We start from the raw sequence: 19,768 nt of genomic DNA on the forward strand, positions 1-19,768 counted from the left end.
GGGCTCCTGCGGGGTTCGGGTACGGGCGAAACGGAGGATTATGGGCGAAACCCGGCGTTAGACAAAATCCTTTCAGCCACACGGGCTTAGCCAGCCCTGCCGCAACTGCGAGTGGCACGCATTTATCGCGATCGGCCCGGGTTTGCGTCTATGCTCGCAAGATGCTCCTGTTCCCTGATCTGCTCGGCCTTCCCCGCCAGTTGCGTCAACCTGAAGTCCGCGACCTCGCCTGGGTCATCCTCGCGCCGCCGATGCTCAGCCACACGCCCTGGCCACAGCGCCACCCACTCGCCGGCAGCGACTGGGTCCAGGCGCCGCAACTGCTGGCCCACTGGCTGCGCTGCCAGGATCTGGACAGCCGCGCCCTGCGCCAGTGGCTGGCCGAGGGCCCGACCCGGCGCCTGGGCCTGTATTACGAACGCCTCTGGCAATTTGCCGTCCGCCACGCCCCCGGGGTCGAGCTGCTGGCGGCCAACCTGCCAATCCGCCGCGGCGGCCACACCCTGGGCGAACTGGACATGCTGCTGCGCGACCGTGACGGCGTGCACCACCTGGAACTGGCGATCAAGCTGTACCTGGGCCCCCAGGCCGGCAATGGCCAGGACAGCGCCCAATGGCTGGGCCCCGGCTGCCATGACCGCCTGGACCGCAAGCTGGCGCACCTGGATGGGCACCAACTGCCGATTTCCGCCCGGGACGAAAGCCGCGAAGCCCTGGCGGCACTGGATATCCACCAGTTCAGCGCGCACCTGTGGCTGGGGGGCTACCTGCTGTACCCCTGGCCGGGTCGCGCCGAACCGCCCCAGGGCGCCCACCCGCAACACCTGTGCGGGCGCTGGCTGCATCAGCGCGACTGGCCGGCATTTTTCGCCCAGAGCGCCCCGGGGCGCTGGCAGCCCCTGCCCCGCCACGCCTGGCTGGCGCCGGCCCACTACCCGGCCGAGCAGGCCTGGACCGCCACGCAACTGCAGCAATGGCTGGCGGAACTTGCCCCCCAGGCCCCGGCGCAGTTGCTGGTACGCCTGGAGCAAACCCCTGAAGGCGGCTGGGAAGAAGCCGAACGCCTGTTCCTGGTGGCCGATCTCTGGCCCCACGTCCCCCCGCAGCCCTCCTGACAATCAGCCGCAGGAGCGGACTTGCCGGCGAAGGCGACCCTATGGGCACCACAGGACTCAAGGGCCTGTTCGCCGGCAAGCCGGCGCCTACATCAGAGACAGGCGCAGCGCCAGGGCCGCCAGGGTCGCCAGCAACACCGGCAGCGTCAGCACGATGCCGACCCGGAAGTAGTACCCCCAGCCAATGTGAATGCCCTTGCGCTCCAGTACATGCAGCCAGAGCAGGGTCGCCAGGCTGCCGATGGGGGTGATCTTCGGCCCCAGGTCGCTGCCGATGACGTTGGCGTAGATCATCGCGTCCTTGACCACCCCCGTGGCCTGGCTGGCATCGATGGACAAGGCGCCGATCAGCACTGTCGGCAGATTGTTCATCAGCGATGACAAGCCCGCCGTGAGCAACCCGGTGCCCAGGGCCGCGCCCCAGATCCCGCCGCCGGCAAAGGCGTCCAGCCAGCTGGCCAGGTACGCCGTGAGCCCGGCATTGCGCAGGCCGTACACCACCAGGTACATGCCCAGGGAAAAAATCACGATCTGCCAGGGCGCTTCCCTGAGCACCTTGCGCGTGGAGATCCGGTGCCCGCGGGCGGCAATCGCCAGCAGCAGCGCCGCGCACACCGCGGAAATAGCGCTGATGGGAATGCCCAGCGGCTCCAGGGCAAAACAGCCCAGCAGCAGGATCAGCAACACCCACCAGCCGGCCATGAAGGTCGCCCGGTCATGGATGGCGCTGGCGGGCTCGGCCAGTTGTCGGGGGTCGTAATCCAGCGGGATATCGCGGCGGAAGAACCACAGCAGCACCACCAGGGTGGCGGCCACGCTCACCAGGTTGACCGGCAGCATCACCAGCGCATAACGGTTGAAGCCAATCTTGAAGAAGTCCGCGGAGACGATGTTCACCAGGTTCGAAACCACCAGCGGCAGGCTCGCGGTGTCGGCAATGAACCCCGCGCCCATGACAAAGGCCAGGGTCGTGGCCGGTGAAAAGCGCAAGGCCAGGAGCATGGAAATGACGATGGGGGTCAGGATCAGCGCGGCGCCGTCATTGGCGAACAGCGCCGAGACCAGCGCCCCCAGCAATACCATGAAGGCAAACAGCCGCCTGCCCCGCCCTCGCCCCCAGCGCGCCACATGCAGCGCGGCCCAGGCAAAGAACCCGGCCTCGTCCAGCAGCAGGCTGATGATGATCAGCGCGACAAAGGTACCGGTGGCATTCCAGATGATCTGCCAGACCACCGGGATATCCGCCCATTGCACCACCCCGAACAACAGCGCCAGGGTTGCGCCGAACACGGCGCTCCAGCCAACGCCCAGGCCCTTGGGCTGCCAGATCACCAAGGTAATGGTCAGCAGGAAAATCGATACGGCAATCAACATGAGAGTGGGTCTTGAGTATGCAGGAGCCGGCTTGCCGGCGAAGGTGCCCCACGGGACTCAAGGGCCTCTTCGCCGGCAAGCCGGCTCCTGCGACAGCAGGGAATGATGGTGGGGAATCAGGCCTTGCGTTGCTGCTCGACCCACTGCCCGTAGGCGTTGATGAAGCCCTGCAGGAACGGCCGGGTTGCTTCGGACAGTTTGCCGGCCTCGTCGAATGCCGAGCCGGCGCCACCCAGGTAGGCCTCGGGCTGCTGCATGCAGGGCACATTGAGGAACACCAGGGACTGGCGCAGGTGGTGGTTGGCGCCAAAACCGCCAATGGCCCCCGGAGAAACGCTGATCACCGCCCCCGGCTTGCCGCTCCAGGCACTTTTACCGTAGGGCCGCGAGCCGACGTCGATGGCATTTTTCAGCGCCGCCGGTACCGAACGGTTGTATTCCGGGGTAACGAACAGCACCGCGTCGGCGCCGCTGATCTGTTCGCGAAAACGGGTGTAGGCCGCCGGTGGCGTGGCATCGATGTCTTCGTTGTAGAGCGGCAGGTCACCGATCTCGACGATGTCCAGCTGGAGGCTGGCAGGCGCCAGCTCGGCCAGGGCCAGGGCGACCTTGCGGTTCAGGGACTGTTTTCTCAGGCTGCCGACCAGTACTGCGACCTTGTAGACATTGCTCATGGGAGTTTCCAACCGTTGGCGTAAAGAAGGTGTTAGTTATAGATGACCCGAGGTGATGTCTGCTACCCCACCCCGATAATTCCCAAGCCATGGCCTGTTGCCAGCGAGCCCGCGATAACGAGGCTGGCACCGGTAGCGGATTATTTTTTTCCCGGGGTAAAACTTCCCCTGGGGACACCGGGTCTACACCACCGAATTTGCGTGTTTTATCTCCAGAGGCTCTAAAGAATGGCAGCAGTACTTGTCGGACAATTCCATGCAAGAGATGCCGAGGGACGGGTGTACTCAGTGCACGAATTCCAGGAATCCATGCCCCCGGAGGACGGCGCGGCCGGATCGGAGCCCGTGACCACCTACCGCCTGGCCATCGGCGACCGGGTCAAGAAACTCGATGACAACCAGTTCCTGCTGGTGCAGTCGGATGTAACCATCGTGCGCGAACCCGAGACCTATGTAGCTCAGTGATTCTGCGCGAGCATCATCGCCAGCTGTTGTGTCGCCACACTTGGGTTAGGATTCGTTGCTTGACCCCTCGACGGCTGGAGATGGACTTCAAGCATGCGTTTACGTCATATCGAAGTGATTCAGGCGCTCCTGCAAACCGCTCATCTGGGCACTGCTGCCGAACTGCTGCAACTTTCGGTGGCCGAGGTCGAGGCCCTGCTGCGCGACGCCGAGAGCCAATTGGGCTTCATGCTGTTCGCCAGTGTACGCGGCCGTTTGCAGGCCACCCGTGAAGCCCGGGAGCTGCAGGGAGCCATCACCCGGGTGTATGACGCTTTCGAGCCGGTGCAGCGCCTGGCCGACAGCCTGAGGTTCCACCAGGCGCCACCGCTGCGCCTCGTCGGCACCCCGCCGCTGGTTCAGCAACTGCTACCCCAGTGCATCGCCGCCCTGCGCCGGCGCTTCGCCGACACCCCTTGCAGCCTGCTCGGCCAGAGCACCCGGGACATGGTCCACAGCCTGCTGCTGCGTGACTGCGATCTGGGCCTGAGCCTGCACGACCCGCAGCACCCGGACATCCACAGCCAGGCCCTGGCCCAGGGCAAGCTGTTTCTCCTGGCGCCCCACGGCTGGCTGCAACCCAAGCAGAAATACGTCGCCCTGCAGGATCTGGCCGGCCAGGCCATGGTCGGCCTGGAGGGCCAGGACCCGCTGAGCGTGATGCTTGCCAGCAAATTGCAGAACCTGCGCCCCAGCCCGGTGATCCAGACCCGGGTGCAGACCTATCAGATGATGCGCAGCCTGGTGGAAGCTGGCGAAGGTCTGGCCATCGTCGACCCCTTCACCGCCGTCGGCGCCCGCAGCGCCGGGCTCGATGTGTGCCCGCTGTCGCCCCCCATCAGCGTCACGCTGTACGCCTTGCGGCGCCACGGCAGCGACAGCTCGCCGCTGACCACTGCCCTGCTGGAGCTGCTCACGGAACAGGCCGAGGCCCTGCTGGCAGGTTAAAGCGCCGGCCCCTCCAGCTCATTGGCGAACAGCCGGTACCAGAAGATCGCCACCTCGGCGGTCTGCGGGTCGATACCGCGGTAACGCAGGTGGTCCACGCCCCCTACCACATAGCCGCATTGCTCGTAGAGACGGCAGGCCCCCAGGTTGTTGTTCTGGGTTTCCAGCATCATCCCCGGCAGTTTTTTCCTGCGGCTCCAGAACTGCGCCACATCCAGCAGCGCCCTGGCTACCCCGTGGCGCCGCGCCGGCGCATGCACCGCCAGCTCATCGATATGGGCGTAACCGTTCCAGTTGGTGCTGACCACCACATGGCCCACCGGCTGGTCGTCCAGATAGGCCATGAAGATCTCGCTGTCCGCGGCATTGCGGTAGCTGCTGAACTCCTCCGGGTCGATGCCATAGCATTTGCGATAGGGCACGATCCGTCGCAGGGCCCAGTCCGCCACCGGCACTTCGCGTTCGGCCACGGCATAGGCGCTGACCTCGAAGCTGAAGTCGCTGCCCCAGATATAAGCGGCAAAGCCCTCATCGGCGACTCGCACCGCCAGGCCCGGATAACGGGGATTCACAACAGGTTGCATGGCCGGGAAACTCCTCATGCCTTGATGCAATCGACGGTGTACTGGCGCCCGTCGCCCAGATCGTCATGCTGCAGCCCGTGCACATCGGCGACAAACCCCGGGAAGCTGCTGTCAAAGGCCCGGGCGAAGGCCAGGTAATCGATGATCGAACGGGTGGAATCGGTGAAACGCTCGCCCGGCATGATCAGCGGAATGCCCGGCGGATAGGGCACCAGCATCACCGCAGCGATACGCCCCTGCAACTGATCGATGGAAACCGCCTCGACCTCGCCCCGCACCAGATGGTCATAGGCATCGGCAGGCTTCATGGCCACCTCCGGCAGCACCGTGTACATGCGCTTGAGGTGCTTGGCCGTGGCGTTGCTGCGGTAGCAGGCGTGCAACTGGTCGCACAGGTCCTGCAGGCCCATGCCCTGGTAGCGCTGCGGGTCCTGCCCGGCCACGCTGGGCAGGCAGCTGGCCAGGCTGACATTGGCGTCGTAGTTGCGCTTGAACTCCAGCAGTTCGGTGAGCAGCGTGCTCCACTTGCCCTTGGTGATGCCCATGGAGAACAGCACCAGGAACGAATAGAGCCCGGTCTTTTCCACCACCAGCCCGCGCTCCCAGAGAAACTTGCTGACCACCGCCGCCGGGATCCCGTGCTCGCTCAGGGCGCCGCCCGCGGTCAGGCCGGGCATGACCAGGGTCACCTTGATCGGGTCCAGCAGCACATAGTCATCGGTGACCCCGGCAAAACCGTGCCACTCGCCCTCAGGTTCCAGCAGCCAGTCCTCGGTGCGCACCTGGTCGATGCCCTCGACCCGCTCCGGTTGCCACACCGAGAACCACCAGTCATCGGCGGCGATGTTCTGCCGCAGGTTGGCCAGGGCCCGGCGAAAGCTCAGGGCCTCGTCGAACATTTCCTGCAGCAGCGAGCGCCCTGCCGGCCCTTCCATCATCGCCGAAGCCACGTCCAGCGAGGCGATGATGCTGTACTGCGGCGAGGTGGAGATATGCATCATGAAGGCTTCGTTGAAGCGGTCGCGGTCCAGTTGCCGGGCGCCGCCATCCTGCACGTGAATCATCGAGGCCTGGCTGAAGGCCGCCAGCAGCTTGTGGGTGGAATGGGTGGTGAACACCAGCGGGCTGTCGGCGCTGCGGGACGTGCCCATGCCGTAGCGCCCGGCGAAGAACTCATGAAAGGCCGCATAGGCGTACCAGGCTTCGTCGAAGTGCAGCACCTCGACACTGTTGCCCAGGCTCTGCTTGATCAGCTCGGCGTTGTAGCACAGGCCGTCATAAGTGGAGTTGGTGACCACCGCCAGCTTGACCCTGGGCGGCCGGCCGCGGGTCAGCGGGCTGGCATCGATCTTGGCCTGGATCGACTCGGCGCTGAACTCGCTCAGGGGAATCGGCCCGATGATCCCCAGTTCGTTGCGCTCCGGGCACAGGTACAGGGGAATGGCCCCGGTCATGATGATCGAGTGCAGCACCGACTTGTGGCAGTTGCGGTCCACCAGCACCAGGTCATCGCGACCGACCATGGAATGCCAGACGATCTTGTTGGCGGTGGAGGTGCCATTGATCACGAAAAAGGTGTGATCGGCGCCAAAGTTGCGCGCGGCACGGGCCTCGGCTTCCGCCAGCGGGCCGGTGTGATCCAGCAGCGACCCCAGCTCCGGGACCGACACCGACAGGTCCGAACGCAAGGTGTTCTCGCCAAAGAACTGGTGAAACGCCTGCCCCACCGGGCTCTTGCGATAGGCCACGCCACCGCCGTGCCCCGGGGTGTGCCAGGAATAGTTGGAGTCGGCGGTGTGCTGTACCAGGGCCTTGAAGAACGGTGGCAGCAAGCCATCCAGGTAGCCCCGCGCGGCCCGGGCCACTTGCCGGGCCAGGAACGGCACCGTGTCCTCGAACAGGTAGAGAATGCCCCGCAGCTGGTTGAGTTCGCTCATGGCGTCGGCGGGGGCGTTTTCCAGGGTCACCTGCTCGCCCAGGGCAAAGATCGGCAGCAGCGGCGCACGTACCCGCGCCAGGCGGATCAGTTCCACCATGTTCTGCAACAGGTGCTTGTTTTCCCCGGCCCCTTCGGCGGCGATCAACATGCAGGCCAGGCCGTGATGGGTCGAAGCCACCAGCCGCCCTTCGGCATAGTCCACCGCGGAAAAGATGCTGAACCCGTCCTTTTCCAGTTCCCGGGCGATCCCCCTGACCCGGTCCCCCGCGACCGTATCGGCCTTGATGTCGCGATGCACGATCAGGATCGGAAACTGCAGGTCTTTATACATGGGGCTCAGTGTCCTGAAACGGCGGGCAGGCCCCGCCAATCAACTCAGGGTAGAAGCTGCGCACGCTTCGTGTCACCCCAGGCATGGGCTGGGTGTAACAAAACGTCGCTCTGGAACAATTGCCGGTCCATTCCCAGCCACGCCTGTAGCCGCTGCTGGGCCTGCGAAGCTGCGAAAAGGAACGAAGGGCCTTGCCGGCGATCTCCCGCCAGGCCCCTGCGGCCCTGAATATCGCGGCACCTCCTACGGCGCCGTTCGCCGCCTGCGGCAGCGGCCACAGCAAAGGCTTACTGCTGGGTTTCGAGCAACTGGGTCCAGAGCGCCGGGGCACCGGCGGACTTGGCGATGATTTCCAGGCGCACCTGGTGCTCGGCCAGTTCGGCCTCGCTGGCCTGGATGATCCGCCCGCGCGGGCGATCGGCCGGCAAGCGGCGGATTTCCGAAGCCTGGCCGGCCCCCTCGCCAGAGCCGTTGCCGTCCGAGGCATTGCCAGCCAGGGACAGGCTGGTCTGGCCACCGGTCATGGTCAGGTAGACGTCGGCCAGGATCTCCGAGTCGAGCAAGGCGCCGTGCAGTTCACGGCCGGAGTTGTCGACGCCGTAGCGTTTGCACAGGGCGTCGAGGCTGTTGCGCTGCCCCGGGTGCCGCTCGCGGGCCATCATCAGGGTGTCGAGGATGGTGCAGTGCTGGGTGATGTCGGCCCGTTCGTGCTGGCCCATCAAGGCGAATTCGTTGTTGATGAAGCCAACGTCGAACGCCGCGTTGTGAATGATCAGCTGCGCGCCCTGGATGAAGTCGAAGAACTCGTCGGCGACTTCGGCGAAACGCGGCTTGCCCACCAGGAATTCGTTGGTGATGCCGTGGACGCCGATGGCGCCCTCATCGCTCTCGCGATCCGGTTGCAGGTAAACGTGGAAGTGCCGGCCGGTCAGGCGCCGACCGATCAACTCGACGCAACCGATTTCAATGATCCGGTGGCCGTCGGTCACCGGCATGCCGGTGGTTTCGGTATCGAGTACAACAGATCTGTTGGCCATCAGGGGTCAGTTCTCAACGGTGGAAGTGTTTCAAAGCGCGGGATTTTAGCACGCTCTGACGGCAGGACACCCATGGCGGATTCATCAGCCCCCAGCCTGTGCAGTTTTTAACAATCCTTAGCAAAGCTGCTGCAGTTCGCTGCAACGCAAAGCGCTAGGGTGCCCGACGATATTTTCCGCCGGACCCAGCCCTGCCATGACCCCCAGCAAAACCCGACTGGCCTGCGCGCTCTGCGCCTGCCTGTGCGCCGACCTCGTCCAGGCCAGCGCCCTGGTGATCAGCACCGACATCAGCATGAGCCTGACCCTGAGCTCAACCGAGGGCAGCTCCAAAGCCAGCAGCTCATTCAAGGACGACAAACTTGTGCTCGCCGCCCAGAGCGATGCCGCGGCCTTCGTGGCCAGCGCCGGCGAGATCCGTGGCGCCCGGTTGGAAGCCGCTCTGATGCACATTCGCCAGGAGCTCGGCGCCCCGCCCTGTAGCGACCTGCAACTGGCCAGCGCCATGCTTGCGCTCTGAGCCCCCAGGCGCATCCGCAGCTAATTCATCGCGCGCCCCAGCCGTTTCTTTATGCGAACAAGGCTATTGCGTTACCGTGCGGCCTCACCCTGGCGCGCGGGTGCTGATACCCGGCGTTGCACTCACCCCACAGGAACCGCCCTCCCATGCTCAAGACTCGACAGATGCTCCCACTGCTGCTGGCCTTGGCCTGCATCAGTGGCTGCTCTTCCCTTGCGCACACCGACAGCGACAGCCAACAACGGCCGCTGATCGTTGCCCATCGCGGCGGCGCCGCGGACTTTCCCGAGAACACCCTGCTGGCCATCGACAACGCCCTGCGCAATAACGTCGACATGCTCTGGCTGACGGTGCAGCTCAGCCGCGATGGCGTACCGGTGCTGTACCGACCGGCCGACCTGAGCGCCAATACCCAGGCCACAGGCGCAGTCAACCAGCACACCCTGGCGCAGTTGCAGGCACTCAATGCCGGGTGGAATTTCAAGCAGACAGCAGCCGATGGCCAGGTGAGCTTTCCCTATCGCGCCCAGCCGGTGAGCCTGCCGTCGTTGCGTCAGGCGCTGATGGCGATCCCCGAGTCGGTGCCGGTGATTCTCGACATGAAGGCCCTGCCGGCTGCCCCCCAGGCCCAGGCCGTCGCCCGCTTGCTGGAACAGCTGCACGCCTGGAACCGGGTGCTGATCTACTCCACCGATGCCGGCTACCAGCAGGCTTTCGCGCCCTATCCCCAGGCCCGGCTGTTCGAATCCAGGGACAGTACCCGGGACCGGCTGGCCAGCGTCGCCCTCGCCCACCACTGCAACGCACCACCTGCACCCGGCAGTTGGGTGGCTTTCGAGTACCGGCGCCCGGTGCAACTGGTCGAGACCTTTACCTTGGGCGAGGCGCGCTCCCAGGTCGATGCCCGGCTGTGGACGCCCGCTGCGGTGGATTGCTTTCAGTCACGGGGCAAGGTGCGGATGCTGGCGATCGGCATCAATACGGCCGAGGACTACCAGGCGGCCACTTGCCTGAAGATGGATGCGGTGCTGGTGGATTCGCCCCGTGCGATGGGGGAAATGAAGCAGCGGCTCGAACGGCCGCTGCCTTGTCGCTGATTGGCCGCTCAGGGCATCAGGGCTGCTTGTAGCCGCGGACCTCGTCGACGCCACGGTTGGCCAACTGGTCGGCCCGCTCGTTGCCGTGATGGCCGGTGTGGCCGCGCACCCATTTCCAGGTGACGTTGTGGCGGTTGACCTGTTCGTCGAGCTGCTGCCACAGGTCGGCATTCTTCACCGGCTCCTTGGCGGCGGTCTTCCAGCCGCGCTTCTTCCAGTTGGCCATCCACTCGTTGATGCCCTTCATCACATACTGCGAGTCGGTGACCAGTTGCACATCGCACTGGCGCTTGAGCTCTTCCAGGCCGCGGATCGCCGCCATCAGCTCCATACGGTTGTTGGTGGTGTTGGCTTCGCCGCCCCAGAGCTCCTTTTCGACGCCCTTGCACACCAGCAGCGCGCCCCAGCCACCGGGGCCGGGATTGCCCTTGCAGGCACCGTCGGTAAAGATTTCTACGCTATCGCTCATCCACGCCTTCCATCAGAAAATTGCCATTGGCCCGCCGACCGCGATCGACCGGGCCCAGGGCCGGGCTACGCCGGCCGAGAGTGTATAAAAAGAGGGTTTCAACAGTTCATCAAGGCTCGCTGTTGCGGCGGTTGACCTTGGCCATGGGCAGCGGTACCAGCTTGCCCATCGGCTCGCGCCGCACCTGGCGCACCGGGCGCAGGCCCACGGCGATCTTGCGCGCCACCAACAGGTAGAAGCCGCCGCCGGACAGTTGCCAGTGCCCGGCCCTGCGTTCCCAGCCGGCCAGCCGCGCCTGCCATGCCGTTGAAGCAAGCGGCGGACGATAGCACCCGAAGCGGCGTTTCTCCAGCGCGAAGCCCAGCAGGTTGAGCCAGTCGCCGACCCGCGACGGGGAGATGCAGCGGGCCAGGCGCAACGCATCATGGGCGAACACATGGCGCAGGCCCCAGGTGCTCCAGGGGTTGATGCCGACAATCAGCAGATGCCCCCCAGGGCGCACGCTGCTGGCCGCCTCGCGCAGCAGGCCATGGGGCGACAGGCAGAAATCCAGGCCGTGCTGCAGCACCACCACATCGGCGGCGTGCTCGCTCAGGGGCCAGGCCTGCTCCTCGCAAACGATCTCCACCCCGGGCAAGGGCGCGCCGAGACGCACGTTGCGTTGCACCTGGGGCGCCGCCGGCGGGGTTTGCGCCGAGGGCCCGTAGTGCACCAGGTAGCCACCGAAGAAACGCCCCAGTTCCTCTTCGAGCATGCGCCGCTCTTCATCCAGCAGAAATTGCCCCAGGGGGCCGGACAGCCACTCCCGGGCCGCACTGATCAGGGCCAGCCAGTCGGGATCTGCCTGAGCGAAGGCTTTATCGGTCATTGCATTCTCCAACACGCCAAGAAGCTCTAAGATGCGCCATTGTTTTCCGCTTGGCGAATCCGAAGATGATACAGATCAGTGCCCTGCCCGCCTTCACCGACAACTACATCTGGTTGTTACAAGATCATCGCAGCCAGCGCTGCGCAGTCGTCGATCCGGGGGATGCAGCGCCGGTAATGGCCTGGCTGGAACAGCACCCGGGCTGGGTGCTCAGCGACATCCTGATCACCCACCATCACCACGATCACGTCGGCGGCGTCGAACGCCTCAAGCAGCACAGCGCGGCTACGGTCTATGGCCCGGCCCGGGAAAAGATCCCGGCCCGCGACATCGGCCTCGAAGACAACCAGCGGGTCAGCATCCTCGGCTGGGAGTTCGAGGTGTTCGCCGTGCCCGGCCACACCCTGGGGCATATCGCCTACTACCACCATGGCCTGCTGTTCTGTGGCGATACCCTGTTCGCGGCCGGTTGTGGCCGGCTGTTCGAGGGTACCCCGGAGCAGATGCACCACTCCCTCGGCCGCCTCGCCGCGCTGCCGGACGACACCCTGATCTACTGCACCCACGAATACACCCTGAGCAACCTGCGCTTTGCCCAGGCGGTGGAACCGGCCAACCCGGACATCGCCGAACGCCTGGCGAAGGTCACGCAGATGCGTGAGCAAGGGCGCATGACCCTGCCCTCGACCCTGGCCCTGGAGAAATTGACCAACCCGTTCCTGCGTACCGGTGAAACATCCGTTAAACAAAAAGCGGACGAACGGAATGGCCAGGATAACCAGTCGCAGAGTGCGGTCTTTGCGGCTCTGAGGGCTTGGAAAGATAAGTTCTAAGCAGGCTATCGATTGGTACAAAAATTCTGAATGGTTGACCGCACCCCGGGTGCTTTCTAGAATCGCCCGACATTTTTGCCCGGAACTTACTTCCAGCCAATGTCGTCATCTATTCGTTATTCCATCAGTTCAGACGCATTGACGCGCTTGGCCCAGGCCATCGCGGTAGCTGTGTCAGCGACTCTTGCGGGCTGCCAAAGCACCGGCCATGCCCCACAGAGCGACGCGACACACACACAGAATTTCAACGCCCGCATCAAGCAGAAACCCATCTGGCTGAGCAACCAGCCCAGCCCGCAAGTACCCCAGGACGTCTGGGAACGCATGCGCCAGGGGTTCCAATTGCAAGAAGGCCTGGGCGTCAACCCGCGTATTGAACAGCAGCGCCTGTGGTTCGCCAGCAACCCTTCCTTCCTGGAAAATGCCGGCGAGCGCGGCAGCCTTTATATCCACTACATCGTCGAGCGTCTCGAAGAGCGCAACATGCCGCTGGAACTGGCCCTGCTGCCGGTCATCGAAAGCGCCTACAACCCCCTGGCCTATTCCCGGGCCGATGCAGTGGGGCTGTGGCAGTTCGTCCCGGCCACCGGGCGCTACTTCAACCTGCGCCAGACCCGCTTCTACGATGGCCGCCGCGACATCACCGCGTCCACCACCGCGGCCATGGACTACCTGAGCCGCCTGCACGACATGTTCAACGGCGACTGGCTGCTGGCACTGGCCGCCTACAACGCCGGTGAAGGCACGGTGAGCCGGGCCATCGAGCGCAATGAAAAGCTCGGCCTGCCCACCGACTACTGGAACCTGCCGCTGCCGGCCGAGACCCAGGCCTATGTGCCCAAGCTGCTGGCCCTGTCCCAGGTGGTGCTGGCCCCGCAGGCCTACGGCGTGAACCTCAACCCGATCGCCAACGAACCCTACTTCCAGGTGGTGGAGATCAACCAGCGCATGGACCTGTCCAAGGTCGCGGCGGTGGCCAACATCGACGAGGACGAGCTGTTCCAGCTCAACCCGGCGTTCAAGCAGCGCACCACCATCGACGGCCCCCAGCACCTGCTGGTGCCGACTTCCAAGGCACAGTTGCTGACCACCAGCCTGTCCACCATGAAACCCGAAGAACTGATCAGCAAGCGCTCCCTCAAACCGGTCTTCGACCGCGACGAAGGGCGTGATTCGCTGCGGGCCAAGCGCATCTACCGGGTCAAGAATGGCGACAACCTGACCCTCATTGCCAAGGCCAACAAGGTCAACGTCCAGGACCTGCAGCGCTGGAACAAGCTCAGCGGCAAGAACCTCAAGGTCGGCCAGACGCTGGTGATGCAGGACACCCGCAAGGTGGCCAGCAAGAAAACCAGCCTGGCCAGCAACAAGAAGAAGTCGACTCAGTACAAGGTCAAGCAGGGCGACTCGCTGTACATGGTGGCCAAGCGCTTCAATGTCGAGATGCAGCACCTCAAGCGCTGGAACCCCCGCGCGGCCCAGGCCCTCAAGCCCGGCCAGATGCTGACGGTGTACCTGCCGCACTGAAATCTGCCCTGTAGGAGCCGGCTTGCCGGCGAACAGCCTTCGCCGGCAAGCCGGCTCCTACGGGAAATTTCAATTGCACGAAGCGCGCGCCAGCGAGCTTTTTCCTGCTGATACAAGCTGTTACTGTACGGAGCACAAAGCCCAAGCCGCCTGGATCGGATCTCTGTCTCGATGCGTCCCCTGCTCCTGCTCTTCATCAGCCTGGCCTTGAGCTTTCCCGCAAGCGCGACGATCACCGAAAGTCACGGTTACGCGCAGTTTGGCACGCTCAAATACCCGGCAAAGTTCACCCATTTCGATTGGGTCAACCCCGCTGCGCCCAAAGGCGGCACCTTGCGGGTCATGGCCTTTGGCACCTTCGACACCCTCAACCCCTACACCTTCAAGGGCACCAGCCCGGTCGCCACGCCGAATTTCCTGCAATACGGGGTCAACGAGCTCAACGAACCCTTGATGGTGGGCACCGGCCTGTATGCGCCTTCCGGTGATGAGCCGACTTCCAGCTACGGCCTGATCGCCCGCTCGGTGGAATACGCCGAGGACCGCAGCTGGGTGGTGTTCAACCTGCGCCCCGAAGCACGCTTTCACGATGGCAAGCCGATCACCGCCTACGATGTGGCGTTCTCCTATCGCCTGTTGCTCAAGGAAGGCCACCCGCAATACCGCACCAGCCTGCAGGAAGTGCAGCGGGTGGATATCCTCGGCCCGCAGCGCATCCGCTTCGTGTTCAAGCGTGCCGGCAACCCCTTGCTGATCCTGCGCCTGGGCGAACTGCCGGTGCTGCCTCAGCATTACTGGAAGGATCGCGACTTCAAGGCCACCACCTTCACCCCGCCCCTGGGCAGCGGCCCGTACCGCATCACCCAGGTACAGCCCGGGCGCCAGCTGGTGTTCGAACGGGTCAAGGACTACTGGGGCAAGGACCTGCCAGTCAACCGCGGCTTCAACAACTTCGACCGGGTCGAAGTGGAGTTCTACCGGGACAGCGACGTGGCCTTCGAAGCCTTCAAGGCCGGCGAGTTCGACATCTATATCGAGCACCAGGCCAAGAACTGGGCCAACGGCTACAACTTCCCGGCGGTCAACCGCGGTGAGGTGATCAAGGCCCAGGTGGCGCACCAGATCCCGACCCAGACCCAGGGCCTGTTCATGAACACCCGCCGCACCACTTTCGCCGACGTGCGGGTGCGCGAGGCGCTGGGCATGATGTTCGACTTCGAGTGGACCAACCGCACCCTGTTCAGCGGCGCCTACCAGCGCGCCCTGAGCTACTACCCCAACAGCGAGTTCTCCGCCACCGGGGTACCGCAGGGCCATGAATGGCTGCTGCTCTCGCCCTACCGCGAGCAACTACCCGCCAGCCTGTTCAGCCAGGCCTTCAGCCTGCCGCGCACCGACGGCCGCGGCATCCCTCGTGACACCCTGCGCAAGGCCCTGGGGCTGCTCGGCGAGGCGGGCTGGAAGCTCAATGGCCAGCGCCTGCAGAACAGTGCCGGGCAGCCGCTGCGCTTCGAGCTGATGCTGGTCAATCCCAACCTGGAACGGATTCTCCAGCCCTACGTGGAGAACCTCGCGAGCATCGGCATCGACGCCCGCCTGCGCACCGTGGACCGGGCGCAATACAAGCAGCGTCTTGACCAGTTCGACTACGACATGATCCTCATGACCCTCAACCAGACCCTGAGCCCAGGCCTGGAGCAATGGCAGTACTTCCACTCCAGCCAGGTCTCGGTCAAGGGCAGCAAGAACTACGCAGGCATCAACAATCCGGTGGTCGACCACCTGCTGGAACAGCTGCTGGCCGCCCAGACCCGCGACGACCAACTGGCCGCGGGCAGGGCCCTGGACCGGGTGCTGCTGTGGCAGCACTACATGATTCCCAACTGGTACCTCAACTATCACCGCCTGGCCTACCGTAACCGGTTCGCCTTCGTCACCACGCCGCCCTATACCCTGGGCCTTGGCGCCTGGTGGCTGAAGTCCATGGAGAACGCCCAATGATGCCCCTGCGTGCCCTGCTTCTGCGCACCAGCGGCCTGTTGTTCAGCGCCATCGCCTGCTATGCCCAGGCTGCGCCGCAACACGCCGTGACCCTGTACAACGAAGCGCCGAAATACCCGGCGAACTTCCAGCACTTCGACTTCGTCAATCCCGACGCGCCCAAGGGCGGCACCTTCCGCATGGCCGGCTTCGGCAGCTTCGACAGCCTCAACCCGTTCATCAGCAAGGGCGTGCCGGAGCTGAACATCGGCCTGGTCTACGACACCCTGATGGCCCAGAGCCTGGATGAGCCGTTCACCGAGTACGGCCTGGTGGCCAGCAAGATCGAGAAGGCCCCGGACAACAGCTGGGTGCGCTTCTATCTGCGCCCCGAGGCGCGCTTCAACGACGGCCAGCCGATCCACGCCGAAGACGTGGTGTTCAGCTTCCAGACCCTGATGAGCGCCGGCTCGCCGCTGTACCGCGGCTACTACGCTGACGTCGACCAGGTGATCGCCGAAGACCCGCAGCGGGTGCTGTTCAAGTTCAAGCACACCAACAACCGCGAGCTGCCGCTGATCCTCGGCCAGCTGACGATCCTGCCCAAGCACTGGTGGCAAAGCCGCGACTTTGCCAAGAGCAACCTGGAGATTCCCCTGGGCAGCGGCCCTTACAAGGTCACCGAGGTCAAGGCCGGGCGCTCGATCCGCTACGAGCGGGTCAAGGACTATTGGGCCAAGGACCTGCCGGTCAACCGCGGCTTCTACAATTTCGACGTGATCACCAGCGACTACTACCGCGACAACACCGTGGCCCTGGAAGCGCTCAAGGCCGGCCAGTTCGACTACTGGCTGGAAATGAGCGCGAAGAACTGGGCCAACGCCTACAACATTCCGGCCGTGGCCCAGGGCCGCCTGATCAAGGAGCAGATCGCCAACGGCAACCCCACCGGCATGCAGGGTTTTGTCTTCAACACCCGCAGGCCGATGTTCCAGGACGTGCGGGTGCGTCACGCGCTGAGCCTGCTGCTGGACTTCGAGTGGAGCAACAAGCAGCTGTTCAACGGTGCCTACACCCGCACCCGCAGCTACTTCGAGAACTCGGAAATGGCCGCCACCGGCCTGCCGGGGCCCGAGGAACTGGCCATCCTCGAACCGCTGCGGGGCAAGATCCCCCCGCAGGTATTCGACCAGGCCTTCTCCCCTTCGGTGTGCGACGGCAGCGGGATGATCCGCGCCCAGCAGCGCCAGGCCTACCAGCTGTTGCAGGAAGCCGGCTGGCGCATCGTCGACGACAAGATGGTCGACGCCCAGGGCAAGCCGGTGGTGATCGAGTTCCTGCTGGCCCAGACCGAGTTCGAGCGCGTACTGCTGCCGTTCAAGCGCAACCTGGCCGACCTGGGCATCGACCTGGTGATCCGCCGGGTCGACGTGTCCCAGTACATCACCCGGGTGCGCTCGCGGGACTTCGACATGATCGTCGGCAGCTTCCCCCAGTCCAACTCCCCGGGTAACGAGCAACGCGAGTTCTGGATGTCCTCCAGTGCCGACAAGCCCGGCAGCCGCAACTACATCGGCCTCAAGGACCCGGCCATCGACAGCCTGGTGGAAAACCTGATCAACGCCGATTCCCGCGCCAGCCTGGTGGCCCACGCCAAGGCCCTGGACCGGGTCCTGCAATGGGGCTACTACGTGATTCCCAACTGGCACATCAAGACCTGGCGCGTGGCCTACTGGGACCATATCGGCCACCCCAAGGTCGCGCCCAAGTACGACATCGGCGTCAACACCTGGTGGATCAAGCCCGGCGCCAAGCCGGCCGTTGAACCGACCCCGGACAACCAGGCGGCCCCGGCCGAAGCGGTGTACTGACCATGCTGGCCTATATCTTTCGCCGCCTGCTGCTGATCATCCCCACGCTGCTGGGCATCCTGCTGATCAACTTCGTGATCATCCAGGCCGCACCCGGCGGCCCGGTGGAGCAGATGATCGCCAAGCTCGAAGGCTTCGACGGCGCCACCAGCCGCATCGCCGGCGGCGGCGCCGAAGTCTCGGTGGCCGGTTCCAGCTACCGCGGCGCCCAGGGCCTGGACCCGGCGCTGATCAAGGAAATCGAGCACATGTACGGCTTCGACAAGTCGGCGCCGGAACGCCTGTGGATCATGATCAAGAACTACGCCACCCTGGATTTCGGCAACAGCTTCTTCCGTGACGCCAAGGTGGTGGACCTGATCAAGGAGAAGATGCCGGTGTCCATCTCCCTCGGGTTGTGGAGCACCCTGATCATGTACCTGGTGTCGATCCCCCTGGGGATCGCCAAGGCCACCCGCCACGGCAGCCACTTCGATGTCTGGACCAGCTCGGCGATCATCGTCGGCTACGCGATCCCGGCTTTCCTGTTCGCCATCCTGCTGATCGTGGTGTTCGCCGGCGGCAGCTATTTCAACTGGTTCCCCCTGCGCGGCCTGACCTCCAACGACTTCGACCAGCTGAGCTGGGGCGGCAAGATCCTCGACTACTTCTGGCACCTGGCGCTGCCGGTCACCGCCCTGGTGATCGGCCACTTCGCCACCATGACCCTGCTGACCAAGAACAGCTTCCTCGACGAGATCAACAAGCAGTACGTGGTCACCGCCAAGGCCAAGGGCCTGACCCAGCGCCGGGTGCTCTACGGCCATGTGTTCCGCAACGCCATGCTGCTGGTGATCGCCGGCTTCCCCTCGGCCTTCATCGGCATCTTCTTCACCGGCTCCCTGCTGGTGGAAGTGATCTTCTCCCTCGACGGCCTGGGCCTGATGAGCTTCGAGGCAGCGATCAACCGCGACTACCCGGTGGTGTTCGGCACCCTGTTCATCTTCACCCTGCTGGGGCTGGTGGTGAAACTGATCGGCGACCTGACCTACACCCTGGTCGACCCTCGCATCGACTTCGACAGCCGGGAGCATTGAGATGAACCTGTCCCCCCTCAATCGCCGGCGCTTCGAGCGCTTCAAGGCCAACAAGCGCGGCTGGTGGTCGCTGTGGCTGTTCCTGGTGCTGTTCGTCCTCAGCCTGGGCGCCGAGCTGATCGCCAACGACAAGCCGCTGGTGGTGCACTACGAAGGCGGCTGGTACTTCCCGGCCCTCAAGCGCTACCCGGAAACCACCTTCGGCGGCGAATTCCCCCTGGAAGCCAACTACAAGAGCCCCTACATCCGCGAACTGCTGGCGCAGAAGGATGCCTGGGTACTCTGGGCACCGATCCCCTTCAGCTACCAGAGCATCAACTACGACCTGCGGGTACCGGCCCCGGCGCCGCCCTCGGCGGACAACCTGCTGGGCACCGACGACCAGGGCCGCGACGTGCTGGCCCGGGTCATCTACGGGTTCCGGGTGTCGGTGCTGTTCGCCCTGACCCTGACCATTCTCAGCTCCATCATCGGCGTCATCGCCGGCGCCCTGCAGGGCTTCTACGGCGGCTGGGTGGACCTGGTGGGCCAGCGCTTCCTGGAGATCTGGTCCGGCCTGCCGGTGCTCTACCTGCTGATCATCCTCGCCAGCTTCGTGCAGCCCAATTTCTGGTGGCTGCTGGGGATCATGCTGCTGTTCTCCTGGATGAGCCTGGTGGACGTGGTGCGGGCCGAGTTCCTGCGCGGGCGCAACCTGGAGTACGTGCGCGCGGCCCGGGCCCTGGGCATGCAGAACGGCGCCATCATGTTCCGCCACATCCTGCCCAACGCCATGGTCTCCACCATGACCTTCATGCCCTTTATCCTCACCGGCGCCATCGGCACCCTCACCGCCCTGGACTTCCTCGGTTTCGGCCTGCCGCCGGGGGCGCCCTCCCTCGGCGAGCTGGTGGCCCAGGGCAAGTCCAACCTGCAGGCGCCCTGGCTGGGCATGAGCGCCTTCGCCGTGCTGGCGATCATGCTCAGCCTGCTGGTGTTCATCGGCGAATCCGCCCGCGATGCCTTCGACCCGAGGAAATGA

Annotated in this window: 18 protein-coding genes; 11 read left to right on the forward strand and 7 right to left on the reverse strand. The window is 64.6% G+C overall.

Going from position 1 to position 19,768, the window contains the following annotated elements; translation table 11 throughout:
• Window positions 1-161 precede the first annotated feature (161 nt).
• Entirely contained in the window at window positions 162-1,115 is a 954-nt protein-coding gene (locus tag PFLCHA0_RS16540; protein WP_015635810.1) for a DUF1853 family protein, read from the forward strand.
• Window positions 1,116-1,202: 87 nt separating this feature from the next.
• On the opposite strand, the gene PFLCHA0_RS16545 is transcribed toward PFLCHA0_RS16540, so the two are convergent.
• Both PFLCHA0_RS16545 and PFLCHA0_RS16550 read right to left on the reverse strand, forming a co-directional pair.
• Complete coding sequence (locus tag PFLCHA0_RS16545) at window positions 1,203-2,489, reverse strand: arsenic transporter (protein ID WP_015635811.1); 1,287 nt, start codon at window positions 2,487-2,489, stop codon at window positions 1,203-1,205.
• A 116-nt stretch (window positions 2,490-2,605) separates the two neighbouring features.
• Window positions 2,606-3,163, reverse strand: a complete 558-nt coding sequence (locus PFLCHA0_RS16550) for an NADPH-dependent FMN reductase (protein ID WP_011061571.1) — start codon at window positions 3,161-3,163, stop codon at window positions 2,606-2,608.
• A gap of 228 nt (window positions 3,164-3,391) precedes the next feature.
• Here PFLCHA0_RS16550 and PFLCHA0_RS16555 point away from each other — a divergent pair, with 228 nt between their 5' ends.
• Both PFLCHA0_RS16555 and PFLCHA0_RS16560 read left to right on the forward strand, forming a co-directional pair.
• Window positions 3,392-3,628 (forward strand): hypothetical protein, encoded by a 237-nt coding sequence (locus tag PFLCHA0_RS16555; protein WP_011061572.1) that lies wholly within the window; start codon window positions 3,392-3,394, stop codon window positions 3,626-3,628.
• Between the two features lie 93 nt (window positions 3,629-3,721).
• Window positions 3,722-4,615: a LysR family transcriptional regulator gene (locus PFLCHA0_RS16560; RefSeq protein ID WP_011061573.1), complete on the forward strand. Its 894-nt coding sequence runs from the start codon at window positions 3,722-3,724 to the stop codon at window positions 4,613-4,615.
• Here the strand turns inward: PFLCHA0_RS16560 and PFLCHA0_RS16565 are convergent.
• From PFLCHA0_RS16565 to dnaQ, 3 genes are all read right to left on the reverse strand, one after another.
• On the reverse strand, window positions 4,612-5,199 hold the full coding sequence (locus tag PFLCHA0_RS16565) for a GNAT family N-acetyltransferase (RefSeq protein WP_015635812.1): 588 nt from the start codon (window positions 5,197-5,199) through the stop codon (window positions 4,612-4,614). The genes PFLCHA0_RS16560 and PFLCHA0_RS16565 overlap by 4 nt on opposite strands.
• A 14-nt stretch (window positions 5,200-5,213) precedes the next feature.
• Window positions 5,214-7,469 carry an Orn/Lys/Arg family decarboxylase gene (locus PFLCHA0_RS16570; protein WP_015635813.1) on the reverse strand — a complete coding sequence of 752 codons (2,256 nt, stop codon included), beginning with the start codon at window positions 7,467-7,469 and terminating at the stop codon, window positions 5,214-5,216.
• Between the two features lie 287 nt (window positions 7,470-7,756).
• The gene (gene dnaQ, locus PFLCHA0_RS16575; RefSeq protein ID WP_015635815.1) at window positions 7,757-8,506 is read right to left on the reverse strand and encodes a DNA polymerase III subunit epsilon; all 750 of its coding nucleotides are present in this window, start codon (window positions 8,504-8,506) and stop codon (window positions 7,757-7,759) included.
• A 196-nt stretch (window positions 8,507-8,702) separates the two neighbouring features.
• Between dnaQ and PFLCHA0_RS16580 the strand changes: the two genes are divergently transcribed.
• The gene (locus tag PFLCHA0_RS16580) at window positions 8,703-9,026 is read left to right on the forward strand and encodes a DUF2388 domain-containing protein (RefSeq protein ID WP_015635816.1); all 324 of its coding nucleotides are present in this window, start codon (window positions 8,703-8,705) and stop codon (window positions 9,024-9,026) included.
• A 146-nt stretch (window positions 9,027-9,172) separates the two neighbouring features.
• Window positions 9,173-10,123: a glycerophosphodiester phosphodiesterase family protein gene (locus PFLCHA0_RS16585; protein WP_015635817.1), complete on the forward strand. Its 951-nt coding sequence runs from the start codon at window positions 9,173-9,175 to the stop codon at window positions 10,121-10,123.
• 16 nt (window positions 10,124-10,139) lie between these two features.
• Here PFLCHA0_RS16585 and rnhA read toward each other — a convergent pair whose 3' ends face one another.
• Both rnhA and PFLCHA0_RS16595 read right to left on the reverse strand, forming a co-directional pair.
• Window positions 10,140-10,592, reverse strand: coding sequence for a ribonuclease HI (rnhA, locus tag PFLCHA0_RS16590; protein WP_011061579.1), 453 nt, complete (start codon window positions 10,590-10,592; stop codon window positions 10,140-10,142).
• Window positions 10,593-10,701: 109 nt separating this feature from the next.
• A complete protein-coding gene (locus PFLCHA0_RS16595; protein WP_015635818.1) occupies window positions 10,702-11,460 on the reverse strand; it encodes a methyltransferase domain-containing protein in 759 nt (252 codons plus the stop codon).
• Window positions 11,461-11,525: 65 nt separating this feature from the next.
• On the opposite strand from PFLCHA0_RS16595, the gene gloB reads away from it, so the two are divergent.
• From gloB to PFLCHA0_RS16625, 6 genes are all read left to right on the forward strand, one after another.
• The gene (gloB, locus tag PFLCHA0_RS16600) at window positions 11,526-12,293 is read left to right on the forward strand and encodes a hydroxyacylglutathione hydrolase (RefSeq protein WP_015635819.1); all 768 of its coding nucleotides are present in this window, start codon (window positions 11,526-11,528) and stop codon (window positions 12,291-12,293) included.
• 99 nt (window positions 12,294-12,392) lie between these two features.
• Entirely contained in the window at window positions 12,393-13,820 is a 1,428-nt protein-coding gene (locus PFLCHA0_RS16605) for a LysM peptidoglycan-binding domain-containing protein (protein ID WP_015635820.1), read from the forward strand.
• A 171-nt stretch (window positions 13,821-13,991) separates the two neighbouring features.
• Complete coding sequence (locus PFLCHA0_RS16610; protein ID WP_015635821.1) at window positions 13,992-15,821, forward strand: extracellular solute-binding protein; 1,830 nt, start codon at window positions 13,992-13,994, stop codon at window positions 15,819-15,821.
• On the forward strand, window positions 15,818-17,671 hold the full coding sequence (locus PFLCHA0_RS16615) for an extracellular solute-binding protein (RefSeq protein ID WP_011061584.1): 1,854 nt from the start codon (window positions 15,818-15,820) through the stop codon (window positions 17,669-17,671). Before PFLCHA0_RS16610 ends, PFLCHA0_RS16615 begins: the two co-directional genes overlap by 4 nt.
• 2 nt (window positions 17,672-17,673) lie before the next feature.
• Entirely contained in the window at window positions 17,674-18,747 is a 1,074-nt protein-coding gene (locus PFLCHA0_RS16620) for a microcin C ABC transporter permease YejB (protein ID WP_011061585.1), read from the forward strand.
• Between the two features lies 1 nt (window position 18,748).
• On the forward strand, window positions 18,749-19,768 hold the full coding sequence (locus PFLCHA0_RS16625) for an ABC transporter permease (protein WP_011061586.1): 1,020 nt from the start codon (window positions 18,749-18,751) through the stop codon (window positions 19,766-19,768).

The organism is Pseudomonas protegens CHA0 (genome assembly GCF_000397205.1).
Taxonomy (GTDB): domain Bacteria; phylum Pseudomonadota; class Gammaproteobacteria; order Pseudomonadales; family Pseudomonadaceae; genus Aquipseudomonas; species Aquipseudomonas protegens.

Bases quoted from the DNA above. Each gene is read 5' to 3' on its own strand.
- PFLCHA0_RS16540 (WP_015635810.1), top strand. From the start codon at position 162: ATGCTCCTGTTCCCTGATCTGCTCGGCCTTCCCCGCCAGTTGCGTCAA.
- PFLCHA0_RS16545 (WP_015635811.1), bottom strand. From the start codon at position 2,489: ATGTTGATTGCCGTATCGATTTTCCTGCTGACCATTACCTTGGTGATC.
- PFLCHA0_RS16550 (WP_011061571.1), bottom strand. From the start codon at position 3,163: ATGAGCAATGTCTACAAGGTCGCAGTACTGGTCGGCAGCCTGAGAAAA.
- PFLCHA0_RS16555 (WP_011061572.1), top strand. From the start codon at position 3,392: ATGGCAGCAGTACTTGTCGGACAATTCCATGCAAGAGATGCCGAGGGA.
- PFLCHA0_RS16560 (WP_011061573.1), top strand. From the start codon at position 3,722: ATGCGTTTACGTCATATCGAAGTGATTCAGGCGCTCCTGCAAACCGCT.
- PFLCHA0_RS16565 (WP_015635812.1), bottom strand. From the start codon at position 5,199: ATGCAACCTGTTGTGAATCCCCGTTATCCGGGCCTGGCGGTGCGAGTC.
- PFLCHA0_RS16570 (WP_015635813.1), bottom strand. From the start codon at position 7,469: ATGTATAAAGACCTGCAGTTTCCGATCCTGATCGTGCATCGCGACATC.
- dnaQ (WP_015635815.1), bottom strand. From the start codon at position 8,506: ATGGCCAACAGATCTGTTGTACTCGATACCGAAACCACCGGCATGCCG.
- PFLCHA0_RS16580 (WP_015635816.1), top strand. From the start codon at position 8,703: ATGACCCCCAGCAAAACCCGACTGGCCTGCGCGCTCTGCGCCTGCCTG.
- PFLCHA0_RS16585 (WP_015635817.1), top strand. From the start codon at position 9,173: ATGCTCAAGACTCGACAGATGCTCCCACTGCTGCTGGCCTTGGCCTGC.
- rnhA (WP_011061579.1), bottom strand. From the start codon at position 10,592: ATGAGCGATAGCGTAGAAATCTTTACCGACGGTGCCTGCAAGGGCAAT.
- PFLCHA0_RS16595 (WP_015635818.1), bottom strand. From the start codon at position 11,460: ATGACCGATAAAGCCTTCGCTCAGGCAGATCCCGACTGGCTGGCCCTG.
- gloB (WP_015635819.1), top strand. From the start codon at position 11,526: ATGATACAGATCAGTGCCCTGCCCGCCTTCACCGACAACTACATCTGG.
- PFLCHA0_RS16605 (WP_015635820.1), top strand. From the start codon at position 12,393: ATGTCGTCATCTATTCGTTATTCCATCAGTTCAGACGCATTGACGCGC.
- PFLCHA0_RS16610 (WP_015635821.1), top strand. From the start codon at position 13,992: ATGCGTCCCCTGCTCCTGCTCTTCATCAGCCTGGCCTTGAGCTTTCCC.
- PFLCHA0_RS16615 (WP_011061584.1), top strand. From the start codon at position 15,818: ATGATGCCCCTGCGTGCCCTGCTTCTGCGCACCAGCGGCCTGTTGTTC.
- PFLCHA0_RS16620 (WP_011061585.1), top strand. From the start codon at position 17,674: ATGCTGGCCTATATCTTTCGCCGCCTGCTGCTGATCATCCCCACGCTG.
- PFLCHA0_RS16625 (WP_011061586.1), top strand. From the start codon at position 18,749: ATGAACCTGTCCCCCCTCAATCGCCGGCGCTTCGAGCGCTTCAAGGCC.